Below are 17,065 nucleotides of genomic sequence, written 5' to 3' on the forward strand. Positions count from 1 at the left end.
ACCACCTGATCCCTTGCCGAACTCAGCAGTGAAACCGCTTAGCGCCGATGGTAGTGTGGGGTCTCCCCATGCGAGAGTAGGTCATCGTCAGGCACTTATTCAACGAAGAACCCAGCCACCCGGCTGGGTTTTTTGTTTGTGCGGAAAAAAACAAGCGGTCTCCCCATTGACCCGTTTGTCGGGAACAAACGGGAACCGCTTTAGCGGGCCCGAAGGGCGAGTCTCAGGATGAGACGAGTAAAGTTCCGGCAGCCATCGTCAGACACTGATACCAAAAATCCCCCAGGGCTTGCGCTCTGAGGGATTTTTTTTTGCGTGAGGGGTGAATGGTGAGTCGTGAGTAGAAAAACCTGACCATTCACCATTCACCATTCACCATTCACCATTCACCATTCACACGCAAATCGTCTCCAGCGCCTCAATCAAGCTGTCCATCTCATCATCGGTACCGATGGTGATACGCAGGAAATTGTTGAGTTCAGAAGTATTAAAATGACGCACTAAAATGCCACGCTCGCGTAGAGCTGCAAATAGCTGGGCGCCTTCATAATCAGGATGCTGAGCAAGCACGAAGTTAGCCTTAGAAGGCAGCACTTCAAACCCCAATGTTTCGAGGCGCTGGCGAGTACGCTCACGTGTGGTAATAACATACTCACGGCAGGCTTCAAAGTGCTCCGGATCGTTGAGCGCTGCAATACCCACTAAACTTGCCAAGCTATCCACTGGGTATGAATTGAAAGAATCTTTTACCCGCTGCAAACCATCCATCAGCTCTTCTGAGCCCACTGCATAGCCTAGGCGCAGGCCTGCCAAGCTACGTGATTTTGAAAACGTGCCGGTGACCAGTAGATTTGGGTAACGATCAATTAGCGCTACAGCGCTCTCAGCGCCGAAATCCACATACGCCTCGTCTACCAGCACCACCCGATCTGTGACGCGCTTAAGCAGTGCCTCAATAGTCGCCAAAGAGTGCGCATGACCCGTAGGAGCGTTTGGGTTGGCAAAGATAACGCCGCTGCGTTCGGTATTAGCAGCCAGAGCCTCTATATCGACTTCCCAGTGCGCATTAAGCGGATGTTTACGCAGCTCCACACCGTAAAGATTCGCATAAACAGGGTAGAAGCTATAGGTGATAGCAGGGACATCTAAGGGGACGTCGTGGCAAAAAAACGCTTGGAAAGCGAATGCCAGCACCTCATCGGAGCCATTGCCTACAAACACCTGATGACTGGTTACCTTAAAGGCCTTGGCCAGTGCCTCGCGCAGTGCTGCAGAAGTTGGGTCAGGGTAAAGGCGTAAATGGTCGGTGGCATAGTTACGTAACGCCTCACCAACGCCTGGGGCAGGCGGATAAGGGTTTTCGTTAGTGTTGAGCTTAATAACCCGCTCGCGTGGCTGCTCACCGGGGATGTAAGGGGTTAATTCCCGAACAGCCGGACTCCAGTATTGGCTCATGAGTGTAACCTGATATCCTAGCAAGGTAGTCGCCCATGGTCGCTTGATGGCTGGCTAAGCGCAAGCATTCGCAACGCTAGGGGTGGGCGTTGCACCTTGTAGCAGTTATGCTGTCACAACAGCGCGTAATAAATGTGATGTCCAACACGAGATTAAGGAGACACTCTATGCAACTCAAGAGTTTGCTAGCCGGTTCGGCTATGTTGGCACTGCTGGCTGGCTGTGCGAGCAGCCCAATGGAACAGCAGCAAGAAGAAGCAGCCAGCGCACAGCAAAATTACCAGGGTTCACTACCTTGCCGTAACTGTGATGGGATTGATTTGGATGTCACCATGGTGGGTGATGAAATGAGCGCAGCTGAAGAGCGCACATTTACACTTAACGCTACTTACCGTAATCACCCCCAAACGCCGCCGGATGAAAACTATGCGGGGAACTGGGAAGTGCTGACCGGCACGCCGTCTGATCCAGACGCCACTGTTTATGAGTTAACGCCGAATGGCGAAGGCCAAATTTACTACTTCATGCGTATTGATGAGCGCACGTTAGAGTTAATTGATCCAGAACGCCGCCGCTTTGAAAATGGTGAAATGCTGCAACTGACGCGTCAATAACGCAGAAGCAAGCAGTGTGAAAGGCGGCCAATGGCCGCCTTTTGTATATATAAATGGTATCTGGGTAGTTCAACTTGGAAATTACTCAGTGATAGCTATTACATCATCATAAAGATAGGAGCGTTATCGCAGTGGCCAAAGCCAAAAGCGCCTTTGTATGTACCGAATGCGGTGCTGAATTTCGCAAATGGCAGGGGCAGTGCAGCAGTTGCCAGGAGTGGAATACCTTAACCGAGGTGCACTTGGCGAGTGCACGTCCCGGTGCCGGGGCCTCCCCTGGGCGTAGCGGTTATGCAGGTGATCTCTCGCGAGAAGTGATTGATCTAGGCAATGTTGATCTTAGTGAAGTACCGCGGATGAGCTCTACTTTCGCTGAGTTTGATCGTGTGCTGGGTGGTGGGCTTGTACCAGGTTCAGCAGTGTTGCTGGGCGGTAACCCCGGGGCAGGTAAATCAACACTGCTTCTACAAACGGCCTGCAAGCTGGCTCAGCAGCGGCGTATTCTCTATGTGACGGGCGAGGAGTCATTGTCCCAGGTCGCTATGCGTGCTCACCGCCTGCAACTGCCTACGAATGGTTTGAAAATGCTAGCGGAAACCAGTGTCGAAACCATTCTGGCGGTAGCTGAGCGCGAGAAGCCTGAAATTCTGGTGATTGACTCTATCCAAACCATGCATCTGGAAGATATCAGTTCTGCGCCCGGCGGCGTTGCCCAGGTACGCGAGTCTGCGGCGGCCTTAACGCGTTTTGCCAAGAAAACTAATACAGTGCTGTTATTAGTAGGGCACGTGACCAAAGACGGCTCGCTGGCAGGGCCAAAAGTGCTTGAGCATATGATTGATGCCTCACTGCTATTGGAAGGTGGCGCGGACTCACGCTTTCGTACCCTGCGCGGCCAGAAGAACCGCTTTGGAGCGGTTAACGAGCTAGGCGTTTTCGCGATGCTGGAGCAAGGCCTTAAAGAAGTTAAAAACCCCAGCGCGATTTTTCTTTCCCGCCAAGAGGTACAGGCACCGGGTAGCTTGGTGATGGTGGTGTGGGAAGGCACTCGGCCTATTCTAGTGGAGGTACAGGCGCTGGTAGATGAATCAGCGCTGGGTAATCCACGCCGGGTAGCGGTAGGCGTAGATCAGAATCGCCTAGCCATGCTGCTGGCGGTGCTCAATCGTCACGGCGGGTTGTTTACCGGCGATCAAGATGTGTTCTTGAACGTGGTAGGTGGGGTGAAAGTACTTGAGACCAGCGCTGACCTAGCGGTACTACTAGCGGTAGTGTCGAGCCTGCAAAACCGTGCGCTGCCGAAAGAGTTAGTGGTGTTTGGGGAAGTAGGGTTGTCTGGGGAGATACGCCCGGTACCCAGCGGCCAAGAGCGGATTGCCGAAGCCGCCAAACATGGTTTTTTACGGGCCATCGTCCCCCGTGGAAATGCCCCCAAGCACGCCCCGCAAGGCATGGAGATCATTGCCGTGGATAAATTAAGCGATGCCCTAGATGCTCTGTAGTGCAAGGAACTTTTAAACGTAAGACGCGCGTTAGCGTGAGCTATGCTTAGTGTGTTTGATAATCTTGAGTGCCAAGGAGAGACACCATGAGTACGATTCGTCTGACCCAATATAGTCACGGTGCAGGCTGCGGCTGCAAGATTGCCCCGGACGTGCTGGATGGGATTCTGGCCAAAGCGGGACCAGCAGCAGGCCATAAGCAACTTATTGTTGGCAATCAAGGGCGCGAAGATGCCGCCGTATACGATCTCGGCGATGGCCGTGGCATGATCGCCACCACTGACTTCTTTATGCCGATTGTCGACGACCCGTTTGATTTTGGTCGTATTGCCGCCACCAATGCCATCAGTGACGTTTACGCTATGGGCGGCACACCGGTCATGGCGTTAGGTATCTTGGGGTGGCCGCTGGATAAGCTTAGCGCCGAAGTGGCGGGCGATGTCATGGCCGGTGCGCAAGCCGCCTGTCGCGAGCTGTGCGTTGCCTTGGCCGGTGGGCATTCCATTGATGCTCCAGAGCCTATCTTCGGTTTAGCCGTTAATGGCTTGGTCGACCTAGACAAGCTCAAGCTAAACAGCACCGCTAAAGCGGGTGACTTGCTCTATCTAACCAAGCCGCTAGGCGTGGGTATGTTAACCACTGCGGAAAAGCGTGGTTTGCTGGAAGCCGGGCATCACGGCCTGGCCCGTGAAACCATGCTGAAGTCCAATCGCATTGGTGTGAAACTCGCTGATGTTAAAGGCGTTAATGCCATGACCGATGTCACAGGCTTTGGTTTGGCGGGCCATCTTTCTGAAATGTGTCATGCCAGCGGTGTGATGGCCCAAATTGATTTCCGCAAACTGCCGCGTTTAGCCGAAGCTGAGGCGTATCGTCGCCAAGGCGCGGTACCGGGAGGCACACTGCGTAATCGGGATGCCTTAGGTGAAAGCTTTCCTGCCATGGACGAAGCCCACTGGCAATGGCTATGTGACCCTCAAACATCGGGCGGCCTGCTGCTCAGCGTAGACCCCGCCTGGGAAGATGACGTTGAGCGCATTGGCCGTGAATATGGCCTGACATTGCACTCCTTTGGCGTTATGAAAGCGCGCCAAGGTAAAGCGTCAATTGAGGTTCTCGGGTGACCCTGGCTATCACACCTTCATCTCTGAATTTAATCAGTGACGAACGGCCGTTCATAGACGTACGCGCCCCGGTAGAGTTTGCCCAAGGCGCGCTGCCGGGCGCGGTCAATTTACCGCTGATGAACGATCAAGAACGCCATCAGGTTGGCATCGCTTATAAGCAGCAGGGCCAAGCCGCGGCTATTGCGCTGGGCGAGCGCTTAGTCAGCGGTGAGATCAAACAAGCCCGAATCAACGCCTGGCAGACGTATTTAACCGAGTATCCGGACGCGCTTATTTACTGCTTTCGCGGCGGACTGCGCTCACAAATTGCTCAGCAATGGTTAGAAGAGGCAGGCGCTTCTAGACCACGCCTGCAAGGGGGCTGGAAGGCCATGCGCCAAGCCCTCTGCGCCCGTATTGAGGCGGCAACTTTACAGCCAATGCTGGTCGTCGCAGGGCTTACCGGATGTGCTAAAACTACGCTGATCAATCAACTCGACAATGGCATCGATTTAGAGGCCTATGCGCACCACAAAGGCTCTGCTTTTGGGCGCAGGCCTGAAGAGCCCGCTACGCAAATCAACTTTGAACATGCGCTAGCCAAACGGCTACTGGGCCTGACGGGGGGCTTGGTCATCGAAGATGAGTCGCGCCAAATTGGTAATGCCAATATTCCTTTGAATTTCTGGCGAGCTTTGCAGCAAGCGCCCCGAGTGCGTATCGAAATGCCGTTGGATTGGCGGCTGGAGCAGATTCAGCAGGACTATATCATTGATCTGGAACAAGCCTATGTCGCCCGGCATGGTGCTTACCAAGGCTGGCAATTAATGCAGCAGCAGCTTAGTAACGCCCTGGTTCGATTAGGCAAGCGCCTTGGTAATGCCCGCTTGCAGCGATTACAGCGGCTTCAGGTGTTAGCATTTAGAGAACATGCCCAGGGCAATTCTCAGGCCCATGAAGCATGGCTTGCACCGCTGCTTACCGAGTACTACGACCCGCTCTACCGCTACCATTTAGAGAAACAGCGCGAAAGCGCACCCGTGGAGATTCATGTGGGCGACTGGGAGAGCTGCCTGGCAGCCGCCAGGCAGTGGAACCGGTAATTAACTCCCCTTAACGGCTTACGTTTATACGGCGCTAAGCCATTGGGTCATCAGCCTATCCAGTAGCGGTGCCAAGTGAATAAAGCGATTAGGATTTTCGTTGATTTGTGCATCGTTTTGTAAATAGCGGGAAGCGGCTGGGGATGACGCAACAGGCTGTGGTGTTGTGCTCAGCAACTGCTTGACGCTGGCTGGGGTGACTTCCAGGTGGCAGAGTAGGCCAATGACGCGTCCGCTATCCCAACTAAGCCCTTGCACGGGGGCTGCTTCGCTTCCGCCTAAAGAGAAGGCGTCGTCAGGTAGGCTGAACACATAGCGGTGCCACATAAAGGCCGTGAACTCTTCAGGTAAATCGAGGGTGCTTTCCGGCGCTAAGGTGACCGTATGCCAGCCTGTTTCTGGATAGGTGCCAGGAGCGACTACTGCTCCCAAAGCACGGGCTATCCAGTGCGCGCCCAAGCCAATACCCAATAACGGCTTTTGCCCATCCAAATAGCGATTGATGAGCTTATCTTCTGCCTTAAACCAAGTTGGTGGTTGGCTGATAAGTGCCTCTGGCCCATCAAGTATGATCAGCGCGTCACATTCGTTCGGGCGCGGGGTTAATTCTCCCGCATAGAGATGAAAAACGGTGTAACTATGCCCCATACTGGTTAGCCAGTCGGTTATACGAGCGGGGCCATGGTCAGGGCCGTGCTGTAGTAGATGAATATGCATGGTAATCTCCTCGCCGGCCGAATCATCACTATCGACCATAACGTACCGGCTACTTTTCACCAATATCCCACGTCAAGCGATCCAGGAAATCAGTATGGTGTCGAAACCTCAGGGCTTTTATCAGCGGCTGCAAGAACTCTCATTACCTGCCCAGCAAGCCTTTATGGCGGCGCTATGCGAGCGCTTGCTTCCCAATTACGCGTTATATGAACAAACCACCGGCCAGGGTGATAGCCACACCCTGAGGGCGGTGCTGAGTTTGGTCTGGGAGCGGCTGAACGTGCCCAATGCCAGCATCGATTTTTCCCGGCAGGCAGAAAAGCTGGCCGAATGCGAGCCGCCTGAGGGTGATGATAGCTTTGGCGCGCGGCGCGCTCTAGATGCAGTGGTCTCTGTTTCAGCACTGTTAGACACGCTTCAAGGCGAGTCACCGGAAGCCGTGCTGGATGTTAGCCGTACCTCCCGTGCAGGCGTTCGCGCTTTCATAGAACTCACCGAAGGCGAAGACGACGCCCAGGCGTTAGCACTGATTATCCGTGACCACCCGTTAATGGCAGATGAAAACGACTTCCAAGACGCCGTGCTGGAAGCCGTTAGTGAAACGCTGGATAAAGCGGCATTAAAAGAAGTACGTGAGTTAGGGCGCAATGGTGGGATTAGCAACCTAGGGCTTACGCTTGAAGAAGCCGATGAGTAGCGCCTAAAAGCGCACCCCTGCGGTCACCATCATGCCAGCGGTTCCAAACACGATTAGGTCGGATTCAAATTGTCCCCACTGCACGCCGATACTAGGCAGCGCGGCGGGGGCAACTTCATAACGATTAAACGGAATTTTGTCACGAAACTCATCTTTATAGCCGCGTAAGAGCCCGCCAGTTAGCTTTGCGCGCACATTGATACCTTGGCTGGTTTGCCACAAGGGGAATTCCCGGCCCATGTAAACGTACCAAGTGGGTTGATCAAAGGAGTTTTTGAACCATGCAGCGCCCGCCAGCCAGCGATCTGGATTGTGCAGTTCGATACTAATAAGATCTTGCTGATTGGTATGTTCAGGATCTGGACTGAAGTGGCGGGTATAGAGGCTGGTTTGTACCAGTGTGTGATCCCACTCCAGTGCCGGAGGCCAGTCAGTCAATGAAAATGCACTAGCAGGCGCGCTCATCAGCAGGCCTGCTAGACACCCCATCCATGGGCGTATGCGCAGCATTTTAGATTCCATGTCTATTGGAGGCATTTTAAAGGCGCATTTCGATACCGCGTTCCGCCATATAGCGTTTCGCTTCAGGAATCGTGTACTCGCCAAAGTGGAAAATACTGGCGGCCAATACTGCATCGGCACCGCCTTTCAATACGCCATCGACTAGATGGTCCAGATTACCCACGCCGCCTGATGCGATTACGGGAACGCTGACGGCTTCTGAAATCGCATGAGTCACCCCCAGATCAAAACCAATCTTAGTACCGTCGCGATCCATACTGGTCAGCAGCAGTTCACCCGCGCCAAACTCAACCATTTTCTTCGCCCATTCAACCGCATCTAGGCCCGTTGGGCGTCGACCGCCATGGGTAAAAATCTCCCAGCGGGGCGTTTCGCCCTCCTTAGAGACCCGTTTGGCGTCGATAGCCACCACAATGCACTGGCTACCAAAGCGTTCGGCGGCTTCACGTACAAAGTCAGGGTTGGTTACCGCTGCGGTATTGATTGAGACTTTATCGGCACCGGCGTTCAACATGGTGCGAATATCGTCACAGCTGCGAATGCCACCGCCAACGGTCAGCGGAATAAATACTTCGCCTGCGATGCGCTCCACCATCTCTACCGTGGTGTCGCGATCTTCGTGGCTGGCAGTAATATCGAGAAAGGTGATTTCGTCAGCGCCCTGCTGGTTATAGCGCTGGGCGATCTCCACCGGGTCACCGGCATCACGAATACCCACGAAATTGACGCCTTTGACCACACGTCCGGCGTCTACATCTAGGCAGGGGATAATGCGTTTGGTAAGGCTCATGAAGCGCCTCCCATGAGTTGGTCGCTCAGCCGCTGTGCTTCGGCGACATCCAGGCTGCCTTCGTAAATCGCCCGGCCAGTAATTGCCCCTAAGATACCGCTGTCAGCGGCGTTGCAGAGTGCCGTAATGTCATCCAGGTTGGTCACACCACCTGAAGCAATCACCGGCAAGCCAGCTTCGCGGGCAAGTTGAGCAGTGGCCTCAACGTTAACACCCTGCATCATGCCGTCGCGGGCAATATCGGTGTAAACAATGCTGGAAACGCCGTCATTGGCAAAGCGCTTAGCCAATTCGGTGGCTTTGATGGTAGAGACCTCAGCCCAGCCGTCGGTAGCCACATAGCCATCTTTGGCGTCTAATCCCACAATTACATGGCCGGGGAAAGCGCGGCACATCTCACCTACAAAAGCGGGCTCTTTCACCGCTTTGGTACCGATAATCACGTAGGAAACGCCAGCACTTAAGTAGTGCTCAATGGTTTCTGCACTGCGAATGCCGCCACCGATTTGAATCGGCAGGTTGGGGTAGGCACGCGCGATAGCGGTAACGGCATCGCCATTGACGGGCTTGCCTTCAAAGGCACCGTTCAAGTCCACCAGATGTAGGCGGCGGGCGCCAGCTTCTACCCAGCGTGCAGCCATGGCCACTGGGTCATCGCCGTAAGAGGTCGCATCTTCCATGCGGCCCTGTTTTAATCGGACGCACTGGCCGTCTTTGAGATCAATAGCGGGAATTACCAACATACAAAATCCTCTCAGGGCGTCCAGGTAACAAAATTTTCAAGCAGACGAAGGCCGGCACGGGAGCTCTTTTCCGGATGGAACTGCACCGCGAAGGTTGCGTCGCGTCCAATGGCCACGTGGGCGCTCACCTTGCCGTATTGGGTTGTGCCTAACACCTGGGCATCTTCAGCGGCATTGACGTAATAGCTATGCACGAAGTAGAAGTGCTCGCGGTTATCAATACCTGTCCATAAGGGGTGGTCATGGTGTTGCTCGACCACGTTCCAACCCATGTGCGGTACCTTCAAACGCTGGTCGTGAGCATCGCGCATGTCACCGGGAAAACGATCTACACTGCCTTTAAAGAAGCCCAGGCACTCAACGCCACCATTCTCTTCGCTACTCTCTAACAGCATTTGCTGACCCACGCAGATACCCAGCAGCGGTTTGGCTTGGCGGGACAAAATATCGTCCACCAATCCGCGTAAGTCGGTGCGTTCAAGTTCGCCCACACAGTCGCGGATCGCTCCCTGGCCGGGCAACACTAAGCGGGTTGCGCCAAGAATGCGCCGCGGGTCGCGGGTAATGACTACATTCTCATGGGTCACATGCTCCAGCGCTTTGGCCACGGAATGAAGATTGCCCATTCCATAGTCGATCACGGCAATGGTCATGAAGCGCTCCTTTTGGATGAGGATATAGTCAAAACGAGGCCCGTTGCATAGCCCAACGTATCGCGCAGCATTATAAGCTCCCTTTGGTGGAGGGCATTTGACCTACCATCCGCGGGTCTTCCGCCACGGCCATACGCAGCGCCCGACCAAAGGCTTTAAAAATTGTTTCGGCCTGATGGTGAGCATTAAAGCCTTTGATGTTGTCGATATGCAGCGACACCCGGGCGTGGTTGACGAAGCCTTGGAAAAACTCCCAGAACAGCTGAGTGTCCATGCGCCCGATGGTATCGCGGGTGAACTCAACGTTCATATAGAGGCCTGGGCGTCCGGAAAAATCGATCACCACGCGGGAGAGCGCTTCATCGAGGGGCACATAGGCGTGACCATAGCGGTAAATGCCGCGCTTATCGCCAATGGCTTCAAAAAAAGCTTGGCCTAGCGTAATACCCAGGTCTTCTACGGTATGGTGGTCATCAATATGCAGGTCGCCAGTGGCGTTGATATCGAGATCAATCATCCCATGGCGGGCAACTTGATCAAGCATATGATCCAGAAACGGAACACCGGTTTGGCAGCTAAGACGGCCTTCACCGTCGAGATTGACACTGACCTTAATCTGCGTTTCGTTGGTGTCACGGCTAACCGTGGCAATACGCGCTGACATGTTGCATCTCCTGCGCTGAAGCGCACTCTGAGGGGCGGCGGATGGCTCTCATCAAGCTCTCATCAACTGATCACTGATTGATCAGCCGGTGACGAAGCGACCATTATAGTGAATCGGCGCCCTCATCCGCTACAATGCGCGAAATGTAGCCGCAATCAATTGCGGCAGAAATAGCAGCCAAGCTGCTTTGGTGAAGAGGATTTCAGCATGCCGGTGACACTGCACCATGTCGACCAGGCCCGTTGGGAGGCCGATGAGCAGGTGCGCATAGACCTGGTGCGCATCTATCAGGATGCGCCTCAAGAGCGAATGCCGACCCCAACGGTTGAGCCGTTTATTGAACAACATTTTAAAGGGCAACACTTTTTTGCCTGCGCGCACTTCAACGATAGGCTGCTAGGTGCTGTTGCTGTGCAGGAGGGCGAAGACCAAGCATGGTGGCTCTCTGAATTGTGCGTCCGCAAGACGACACGGCGCCGCGGTGTGGGTTCGCGCTTAATGGCGCTGCTTGGCGAGCAAGCCAAACAAGAAGGCCGCGTACTGCGTATAGAAACCTCTTCATTACCATTGGCAGACCGAGTGTTGCTGTCTAAATTAGGTTATCGACCAATGGCCAATCCAAAAACGCCGGGGCCGGGAATGCCCGCTACCAGCGATTTTGTTGAGTTAGACCCACAAGGGAAAGGATTGTGAAACAGTTATTACGTATTTTGCTGGCGGCGGTTGGCATTCTTGCCATTGTCGCAGTCGCCGCTGTGGTCTATGTGACCACCTTTCTTGATCCCGAAGATTTCAAACCGCGTTTAACGGCCGTAGTGGAAGAGCAAACGGGGCTCAACTTGGCCCTGGAAGGCCCCATTACCTGGTCGTTTTACCCACGCATTGGGGTGAGTGTTGAACAGGCCCGTGCGTGGTTGCCTGATCAATCCCGGGATAGCGCTGCCTTTGCCGCCATTAACCGTGCAGAAGTCAGCGTGGCTTTTGGGCCGCTATTACGCGGAGAAATTGCTGTTGATGGCCTAACACTGGATGGTATGCGTCTAAATTTAGAGCGCGACGCTGAAGGAGAAGGCAACTGGGAACCTCTGTTAGAGCGCCTTGCTGAACAGGGCAACGGTGCCGCTGAAACGGTGCTGGCGCCTGCCAGTGCTGGCCCTAATGCTGATGCCGGTAGCTTATCGGTGGTACTCAATATTGCCAGCGTCGAAGTCAAAAATGCTGATATCCGCTTCCGCGATGTCCAAAGCCAAGCGCTGTGGCGGATGCAGCAACTGAATATATCGGGCAGTAACGTTAATCCAGTGCGCGCCTTTCCGCTTAAAGCTATGTTCACGCTCACCAAGCACAATCGCCTTGATGCTGAGGTGCTCGAGCGTGCCCCGGATATCACTAGCGAGGTAAATCTAGAAACGCGTGTGCGGTTGGGGTTGGAGGAAGAGCTTTTTGTGCTTGAGAATATGGCCCTCACCACACGTACCAACATTGATGCAGCAAGCGAGCCGCAACAGCTCAGCTTGAAAGCTGCCGAGCTGATAGCGCGTATGGAAGACCAGCAGCTTACCATCAGAGAAGGCGTGCTTGAAGCCGGGCTGCGCAATGCTGAGAACTGGCAAGGCAGCTTAGCGCTGACACTCGCCTTTGGTTTGGAAGGCGACTGGCAGGCGCAAACTGCTCAGCTTAAAGATCTCCAACTGACAGGGCCAGACGGTCTGAGAGCGAGTGGACACCTTAACGTTGAACAACTGCGTGACGCCCCGAGCTATCGTGGTCAGCTAACCGCCGCACCCTTTACGCTGCGCCCTTGGCTTGCACGCGCAGGCATTACCCTGGTTACACAGGGCGAGGCTGCATTAAGTGATGTTGCGATGACCAGTCCGATTGAAGGCGATGCCGAACAGTTTTCACTGCCTAGCCTCTCGCTAGTGGTAGATGAGAGCACCTTTACTGGTGAGCTATCAGCAGCATTAGACGGCACGCGGTTAGCGTTTGATTTAGAGGGTGATCGTTTAAATCTAGATCACTATTTACCCAGAGCAGCAACCGCAGAACAGGCTAGTCGCGGGTTTCTACGCAAAGCCTTCGCTCAAAGTGGCGAATCCCTGCTTCCGCAAGCCTGGCTCAGTGAGTTAGCGCTTGAAGGTGATTTGAGTGTTGGCAATTTAGTGTTAGCGGGCCTCACCTTCAATAATCCGAGTTTGCAACTGCGTGGCGACAACGGCGTCCATCAACTGACCGCATTTGAATCCGGTTTTTATGAGGGCGAGCTCAATGCAACGGGGCAAATTGATGCCACCGAGTCGATCCTTGAGTGGGCGCTTTCGCCCACGATTAACAACGTGCAAGTAGCCCCCCTCATTGAAGCGATCAGTGAAGAGACGTCACCGCTGCGGGGCCGGTTTAACTTATCAGGCGATCTCACCAGCCTTGGAAACAGTCGCGAATCATTGCTGAGTAATCTCAATGGTGAGCTCACTGCCCGTCTGAACGACGGTGCTATTTTAGAAACCAATATTTCTCAGCAAATGTGCGAGTTAGTTGCCCAATTAGAAGGCGAGGGCACGCTGCGTGATTGGCATGCTGATACGCGCTTTGAGCGTTTCGATGGGACATTCCAGGTTCGTAATGGCGTCGTTGGAAGTGATGACCTTTTGATTACATTGCCGGGCATCGACGTTCAAGGAGAGGGGGAACTGAACCTTACCAATCTGAATTTCGATACTCGCGCTAACGCTCGTTTGGTCGATACCGCTGACGCTGCTTGCGAAGTGAATCCACGCCTTGAGCAGTTGCCGCTCCCGTTGCGCTGCGAAGGCAACTTGAGCAGTGAGCGTGCTGAATGGTGCCGTTTTGATAGAGAGGCTTTCCAGACCGTTGTCGTTGACTTATTACGTGAAGAGGCCGGTAGCCGTGTCGGTGAAGAGATAGAGGAGCGCTTAGGTGAATCTTTAGACCAGCTAGACGAGCGTTTAGGCGAAGGTGCTGGTCAGCAGCTTCGTGATGGTCTGCGTAGGTTATTTAACTAAGCGTTTTGGTGATGTGAACTGAAGCAGTCAGTACAGCGCCGGCCTAAACGCCGGCGCTTCTGTATTCGCGATTTATTAAGGAAGGTACATGGCTGATATGCCCTCACCACGGCTGGCAGCGGACGAGTTCCAGCGCCGCCTGTTAGCATGGTTTGATCGATATGGCCGCCACAACCTGCCGTGGCAGTCGCCGCGAAGCGCTTACCGGGTATGGGTGTCGGAAATCATGCTGCAGCAGACTCAGGTTGCCACTGTCATTCCCTATTTTGAGCGTTTTATGGCGCACTTTCCTACGTTGGAAAGCCTCGCCAAAGCGCCGCAAGATGAAGTGCTTCACTTATGGACAGGGCTTGGCTATTACGCCCGCGCGCGCAATTTGCATAAGGCTGCACAGGTGGCAGTAGCAGAGCATGGCGGTGAGCTGCCGTGTGAGAGTGTCGACGCGTTAATGACACTGCCCGGTATTGGGCGCTCCACCGCTGGCGCCATCATCGCCCAGAGCACCGGGCAGCGTGCCGCCATCTTGGATGGCAATGTAAAACGCTCACTCACCCGCCTCCATGCGGTTCCTGGCTGGCCAGGGAAGCCCGCGGTTGAACATACGCTTTGGACATTGGCCGACTATTACACGCCGTCAACGCGGCTAGCTGATTACACTCAAGCAATAATGGATTTTGGTGCCACGCTATGTAAACGCAGCAAGCCCGACTGCCCAAGCTGTCCGTTTAATGATGTCTGTTTAGCCTATGCCCAAGGGGAGCCACAGCGCTACCCGGAATCTAAACCGAAAAAAGCGCTGCCTAAGCGTCAAACGATCATGCTGATGCTCCGCGATCTGGAAGGTAGGGTATGGCTAGAGCAGCGTCCGCCTAGTGGCCTGTGGGGCGGCTTATGGGGCCTGCCGCAGTTTGATACACACAGTGAACTCAATGACTGGCTAGAGGCTAACGTCGTTAACCCAGAGCGCTTAAGTCGGCCGCCTAGCTTTTATCATACCTTTAGCCATTTTCGCTTAGAGATTACCCCGCAGCCGGTGACCTGCGATAGGCTGGGCGGTATTCGCGAAAGCGGCGTATGGTATGACATCAATCATCCACCTGCGCTGGGCCTTGCAGCCCCGGTAAAAGCGTTGCTCAGCCAGTTAACACCTTTTACCCTCGACCCCACTCCAGGGCACGCTTAAGGCGCTTGCGTAGGGGGAAGGTTTTCAAATAGCGTCGTTGAACCAGGAGCATTTTATGAGCAACACCGTTTTTTGCCGTAAGTATCAAAAAGAGCTGGAAGCACTGCCGTTTCCACCACTGCCTGGCAAGCAGGGCCAGGAGATTCAGGCCACGGTTTCCAAACCGGCCTGGGAAGCTTGGCAGTCGTTACAAACCCGACTGATCAATGAAAAGCATCTCAACATGCTGGACCCGGAATCACGTGCCTATCTTATGGATCAGATGCAACGCTTCCTCGACAACCAGGAGACCGATCAAGCCGAAGGCTATGTGCCGCCCGCTCAGGGGTAAGAAAAGCTGTGATGCATGAGCAACTGACTTGTCATCAGTAGGCCAGAGCACTGATAAGACACGTTAGAGCCATTGGGAGTGACATTGAAAGAGCAGGGTAAAACACCCCTAAGCAACGGTATCGCAAGAAAGTTTCATAAAGGTGTTGACGAAAAGCGGCGATTTTAGTTTAATACGCACCGTTGGCAGCGGCCAGATAGCTCAGTTGGTAGAGCAGGGGATTGAAAATCCCCGTGTCGGCGGTTCGATTCCGTCTCTGGCCACCACACTGCTGGGGTATCGCCAAGTGGTAAGGCACCGGTTTTTGGTATCGGCATTCCCAGGTTCGAATCCTGGTACCCCAGCCATTGCCAACAAGATTTCTTGTTGATTGCAAAGCCTAGCAGCAATGCAATCATGTTCTCAAGAAAACGTGAAGCGCCGACATAGCTCAGTTGGTAGAGCAACTGACTTGTAATCAGTAGGTCCCGGGTTCGACTCCTGGTGTCGGCACCACTAAAAGTGGTTATAAAGCAAAGCGTTAGAGAATTTAAAAAAGCCACCTTCTAGGTGGCTTTTTTTTGTTTATAGGATTGCCCTATAACCTCTTAATCCTGTTTATTTTTACCTAATGTGAAGTCAGGCGGGTCGCTAGCTGGAAAGCTCTCTTCACTCATTTCATCAACATGTTCCTCTTGTTTGTTATAAGTGGAGAGTTTGGCAAACTCGCTCAAGGGTTGGGTTAAAACCCAATGATCCTCTTTTTGGCTCAAGTATTCATTAGGAATGCTGTATGTATTTCCATCGCTTGCCTCAAGGGCTACCCGTTGCAGATATTTATCTCTCACGAAGTGTCCTATAAGCTGCTGTTTTTCGTCATAGACATCGTACAATTCTTGCTTCATAGTAGTTACCTCAAAAAATATTTTTCCATATAATTCAATTGATTAGATTAAGTTTTCAAAGGGTTGGATTATCCGCGACCTTTAGGATCGGTCTCTTCGGTTTTCTTATCAATATTATCTTTATGGGCGTGCTTTTCTCTAGCTAGTTGCACGCCTCGAATGGGTGTTTCTTTGATCGAGGTATTGTGACTAGGCTGTGAGTGAGATTTTGCTGCTTTCTGGTTATCAACGTTCTCATCTGGTCGAAATGGTTGTGGTTCCTCATTGCGTGGGGCTTCCTGCATTGAACTCTCATCGACAGGCGTGTCCTTCTCGATCACATGCTTAGCTTTTTGGGCTTCCTGGCTGTCCTTCTGGCGTTCAAATGATCTACGACTCATATCTATGCTCCTCTGCTTACATGCTATTTGCTTTAAGAAAAGAATTGCATCTATCTATTTTTCCGTAAGCGGAACGGGCTCAAGAAGGCGAACATTGCTAATAATCAGTCCGCTCCTTGGTCGTGCCGGTATGACGTTCAGATCAACAGTTAGATCCTGTGGTGGTACGTCATAACTAATTTGTTGGGTAAATTGATCAATTGCCAAGTCAATGAGTGAGAATGTGATCGCTTCGCCGGGGCAACGATGCTGCGTAGCATGCTCGCTACCCCCTTGAGGAATCATTGCAAAACGATAAAAATCATCATTTTCTTGCTCGAAACGTTCCGGCCAGAATTGGTTCGGCGTCTCCCAGCGTTGTGAGTCGTGATTAGTTCCGTATAGGTCAAGGATCGTTTGCCTGCCACGCTTAAAGCGATAGCCTTTCCAGGTAAAGCTAGTTTTGACCCTTGCCGCGAGGAAGGGGAAAAAAGGATAGTAGCGTCTTACCTCTTGAATGAAATAAAGGTGATAAGCGTCTGAGCCTGTCTGTTTAAGTTTTTCAAAACAATTCGAGTATTTATGCATCGCCAGCACGGCAAATACCATATAGCGTGCTATAGCTAAGTGAATCCGCATAAGTTATGGTGTATAAAGCGAGGCTTATAACAAGGGAGATGCACCATGTCTCGTCGCTTGCGCTTCATTTCTTTGACGCC

At 53.1% G+C, this 17,065-nt stretch carries 19 protein-coding genes, 3 tRNA genes and 1 rRNA gene; 13 read left to right on the plus strand and 10 right to left on the minus strand.

From position 1 onward, the window contains the following. A 5S ribosomal RNA gene (rrf, locus tag ACQKE4_RS18890) occupies positions 1-93 on the plus strand; the annotation flags it as partial. A gap of 300 nt (positions 94-393) precedes the next feature. Here rrf and hisC read toward each other — a convergent pair. Continuing rightward, a complete protein-coding gene (gene hisC / locus ACQKE4_RS18895; RefSeq protein ID WP_427389818.1) occupies positions 394-1,455 on the minus strand; it encodes a histidinol-phosphate transaminase in 1,062 nt (353 codons plus the stop codon). A 167-nt stretch (positions 1,456-1,622) separates the two neighbouring features. Between hisC and ACQKE4_RS18900 the strand changes: the two genes are divergently transcribed. The 4 genes from ACQKE4_RS18900 (at position 1,623) to mnmH (ending at position 5,780) form a co-directional block, all read left to right on the plus strand. Then, the gene (locus ACQKE4_RS18900; RefSeq protein ID WP_427389819.1) at positions 1,623-2,069 is read left to right on the plus strand and encodes a copper resistance protein NlpE N-terminal domain-containing protein; all 447 of its coding nucleotides are present in this window, start codon (positions 1,623-1,625) and stop codon (positions 2,067-2,069) included. A 131-nt stretch (positions 2,070-2,200) separates the two neighbouring features. After that, positions 2,201-3,571: a DNA repair protein RadA gene (gene radA / locus ACQKE4_RS18905; protein ID WP_427389820.1), complete on the plus strand. Its 1,371-nt coding sequence runs from the start codon at positions 2,201-2,203 to the stop codon at positions 3,569-3,571. Positions 3,572-3,657: 86 nt separating this feature from the next. Beyond that, entirely contained in the window at positions 3,658-4,695 is a 1,038-nt protein-coding gene (selD, locus tag ACQKE4_RS18910) for a selenide, water dikinase SelD (protein ID WP_427389821.1), read from the plus strand. Next, complete coding sequence (gene mnmH / locus ACQKE4_RS18915; RefSeq protein WP_427389822.1) at positions 4,692-5,780, plus strand: tRNA 2-selenouridine(34) synthase MnmH; 1,089 nt, start codon at positions 4,692-4,694, stop codon at positions 5,778-5,780. The genes selD and mnmH overlap by 4 nt, the downstream gene beginning before the upstream one ends. Positions 5,781-5,804: 24 nt before the next feature. Here the strand turns inward: mnmH and ACQKE4_RS18920 are convergent, their stop codons facing one another. Next, positions 5,805-6,497, minus strand: a complete 693-nt coding sequence (locus ACQKE4_RS18920; protein WP_427389823.1) for a type 1 glutamine amidotransferase — start codon at positions 6,495-6,497, stop codon at positions 5,805-5,807. Positions 6,498-6,591: 94 nt separating this feature from the next. Here ACQKE4_RS18920 and ACQKE4_RS18925 point away from each other — a divergent pair, with 94 nt between their 5' ends. Further along, positions 6,592-7,194 (plus strand): YjaG family protein, encoded by a 603-nt coding sequence (locus ACQKE4_RS18925; protein ID WP_427389824.1) that lies wholly within the window; start codon positions 6,592-6,594, stop codon positions 7,192-7,194. Positions 7,195-7,197: 3 nt separating this feature from the next. Here the strand turns inward: ACQKE4_RS18925 and ACQKE4_RS18930 are convergent, their stop codons facing one another. The 5 genes from ACQKE4_RS18930 to hisB all read right to left on the minus strand — a co-directional run bounded on the left by ACQKE4_RS18930 (position 7,198) and on the right by hisB (position 10,566). Continuing rightward, positions 7,198-7,704: a hypothetical protein gene (locus ACQKE4_RS18930; protein ID WP_427389825.1), complete on the minus strand. Its 507-nt coding sequence runs from the start codon at positions 7,702-7,704 to the stop codon at positions 7,198-7,200. Positions 7,705-7,732: 28 nt separating this feature from the next. Continuing rightward, positions 7,733-8,506, minus strand: a complete 774-nt coding sequence (gene hisF / locus ACQKE4_RS18935; protein ID WP_427389826.1) for an imidazole glycerol phosphate synthase subunit HisF — start codon at positions 8,504-8,506, stop codon at positions 7,733-7,735. After that, a complete protein-coding gene (hisA, locus tag ACQKE4_RS18940; RefSeq protein ID WP_427389827.1) occupies positions 8,503-9,249 on the minus strand; it encodes a 1-(5-phosphoribosyl)-5-[(5-phosphoribosylamino)methylideneamino]imidazole-4-carboxamide isomerase in 747 nt (248 codons plus the stop codon). Before hisA ends, hisF begins: the two co-directional genes overlap by 4 nt. 11 nt (positions 9,250-9,260) lie before the next feature. Then, positions 9,261-9,902, minus strand: a complete 642-nt coding sequence (gene hisH, locus ACQKE4_RS18945; RefSeq protein ID WP_427389828.1) for an imidazole glycerol phosphate synthase subunit HisH — start codon at positions 9,900-9,902, stop codon at positions 9,261-9,263. Positions 9,903-9,972: 70 nt separating this feature from the next. After that, positions 9,973-10,566, minus strand: a complete 594-nt coding sequence (gene hisB / locus ACQKE4_RS18950) for an imidazoleglycerol-phosphate dehydratase HisB (protein ID WP_427389829.1) — start codon at positions 10,564-10,566, stop codon at positions 9,973-9,975. Between the two features lie 207 nt (positions 10,567-10,773). Between hisB and ACQKE4_RS18955 the strand changes: the two genes are divergently transcribed. The 7 genes from ACQKE4_RS18955 (at position 10,774) to ACQKE4_RS18985 (ending at position 15,598) form a co-directional block, all read left to right on the plus strand. Continuing rightward, complete coding sequence (locus ACQKE4_RS18955) at positions 10,774-11,259, plus strand: GNAT family N-acetyltransferase (RefSeq protein ID WP_427389830.1); 486 nt, start codon at positions 10,774-10,776, stop codon at positions 11,257-11,259. Next, complete coding sequence (locus ACQKE4_RS18960) at positions 11,256-13,589, plus strand: AsmA family protein (RefSeq protein WP_427389831.1); 2,334 nt, start codon at positions 11,256-11,258, stop codon at positions 13,587-13,589. The genes ACQKE4_RS18955 and ACQKE4_RS18960 overlap by 4 nt, the downstream gene beginning before the upstream one ends. Positions 13,590-13,677: 88 nt before the next feature. Then, the gene (gene mutY, locus ACQKE4_RS18965) at positions 13,678-14,772 is read left to right on the plus strand and encodes an A/G-specific adenine glycosylase (RefSeq protein ID WP_427389832.1); all 1,095 of its coding nucleotides are present in this window, start codon (positions 13,678-13,680) and stop codon (positions 14,770-14,772) included. A 55-nt stretch (positions 14,773-14,827) separates the two neighbouring features. After that, complete coding sequence (locus ACQKE4_RS18970; RefSeq protein WP_427389833.1) at positions 14,828-15,103, plus strand: oxidative damage protection protein; 276 nt, start codon at positions 14,828-14,830, stop codon at positions 15,101-15,103. A gap of 190 nt (positions 15,104-15,293) precedes the next feature. Next, positions 15,294-15,369: transfer RNA gene (locus tag ACQKE4_RS18975), tRNA-Phe, on the plus strand. A 6-nt stretch (positions 15,370-15,375) separates the two neighbouring features. Beyond that, positions 15,376-15,450: transfer RNA gene (locus ACQKE4_RS18980), tRNA-Gln, on the plus strand. Between the two features lie 72 nt (positions 15,451-15,522). Continuing rightward, a tRNA-Thr gene (locus ACQKE4_RS18985) sits at positions 15,523-15,598 on the plus strand. 92 nt (positions 15,599-15,690) lie between these two features. Here the strand turns inward: ACQKE4_RS18985 and ACQKE4_RS18990 are convergent. The 3 genes from ACQKE4_RS18990 to ACQKE4_RS19000 all read right to left on the minus strand — a co-directional run bounded on the left by ACQKE4_RS18990 (position 15,691) and on the right by ACQKE4_RS19000 (position 16,955). Continuing rightward, positions 15,691-15,987, minus strand: coding sequence for a hypothetical protein (locus tag ACQKE4_RS18990; RefSeq protein WP_427389834.1), 297 nt, complete (start codon positions 15,985-15,987; stop codon positions 15,691-15,693). Between the two features lie 68 nt (positions 15,988-16,055). After that, positions 16,056-16,367 (minus strand): hypothetical protein, encoded by a 312-nt coding sequence (locus ACQKE4_RS18995; RefSeq protein WP_427389835.1) that lies wholly within the window; start codon positions 16,365-16,367, stop codon positions 16,056-16,058. Between the two features lie 54 nt (positions 16,368-16,421). Continuing rightward, the gene (locus ACQKE4_RS19000; RefSeq protein WP_427389836.1) at positions 16,422-16,955 is read right to left on the minus strand and encodes a cytochrome P450; all 534 of its coding nucleotides are present in this window, start codon (positions 16,953-16,955) and stop codon (positions 16,422-16,424) included. Positions 16,956-17,065 lie beyond the last annotated feature (110 nt).

Source organism: Halomonas sp. NPDC076908 (assembly GCF_050269715.1).
Lineage (GTDB): Bacteria > Pseudomonadota > Gammaproteobacteria > Pseudomonadales > Halomonadaceae > Vreelandella.

What these genes read in the sequence shown, in the direction of transcription:
- ACQKE4_RS18995 (WP_427389835.1), bottom strand. Translation starts at nt 16,367, where the DNA reads ATGAGTCGTAGATCATTTGAACGCCAGAAGGACAGCCAGGAAGCCCAA.
- ACQKE4_RS18925 (WP_427389824.1), top strand. Translation starts at nt 6,592, where the DNA reads ATGGTGTCGAAACCTCAGGGCTTTTATCAGCGGCTGCAAGAACTCTCA.
- ACQKE4_RS18955 (WP_427389830.1), top strand. Translation starts at nt 10,774, where the DNA reads ATGCCGGTGACACTGCACCATGTCGACCAGGCCCGTTGGGAGGCCGAT.
- ACQKE4_RS18930 (WP_427389825.1), bottom strand. Translation starts at nt 7,704, where the DNA reads ATGCTGCGCATACGCCCATGGATGGGGTGTCTAGCAGGCCTGCTGATG.
- selD (WP_427389821.1), top strand. Translation starts at nt 3,658, where the DNA reads ATGAGTACGATTCGTCTGACCCAATATAGTCACGGTGCAGGCTGCGGC.
- hisC (WP_427389818.1), bottom strand. Translation starts at nt 1,455, where the DNA reads ATGAGCCAATACTGGAGTCCGGCTGTTCGGGAATTAACCCCTTACATC.
- ACQKE4_RS18900 (WP_427389819.1), top strand. Translation starts at nt 1,623, where the DNA reads ATGCAACTCAAGAGTTTGCTAGCCGGTTCGGCTATGTTGGCACTGCTG.
- mutY (WP_427389832.1), top strand. Translation starts at nt 13,678, where the DNA reads ATGGCTGATATGCCCTCACCACGGCTGGCAGCGGACGAGTTCCAGCGC.
- ACQKE4_RS19000 (WP_427389836.1), bottom strand. Translation starts at nt 16,955, where the DNA reads ATGGTATTTGCCGTGCTGGCGATGCATAAATACTCGAATTGTTTTGAA.
- ACQKE4_RS18970 (WP_427389833.1), top strand. Translation starts at nt 14,828, where the DNA reads ATGAGCAACACCGTTTTTTGCCGTAAGTATCAAAAAGAGCTGGAAGCA.
- ACQKE4_RS18990 (WP_427389834.1), bottom strand. Translation starts at nt 15,987, where the DNA reads ATGAAGCAAGAATTGTACGATGTCTATGACGAAAAACAGCAGCTTATA.
- hisB (WP_427389829.1), bottom strand. Translation starts at nt 10,566, where the DNA reads ATGTCAGCGCGTATTGCCACGGTTAGCCGTGACACCAACGAAACGCAG.
- hisH (WP_427389828.1), bottom strand. Translation starts at nt 9,902, where the DNA reads ATGACCATTGCCGTGATCGACTATGGAATGGGCAATCTTCATTCCGTG.
- hisA (WP_427389827.1), bottom strand. Translation starts at nt 9,249, where the DNA reads ATGTTGGTAATTCCCGCTATTGATCTCAAAGACGGCCAGTGCGTCCGA.
- ACQKE4_RS18920 (WP_427389823.1), bottom strand. Translation starts at nt 6,497, where the DNA reads ATGCATATTCATCTACTACAGCACGGCCCTGACCATGGCCCCGCTCGT.
- hisF (WP_427389826.1), bottom strand. Translation starts at nt 8,506, where the DNA reads ATGAGCCTTACCAAACGCATTATCCCCTGCCTAGATGTAGACGCCGGA.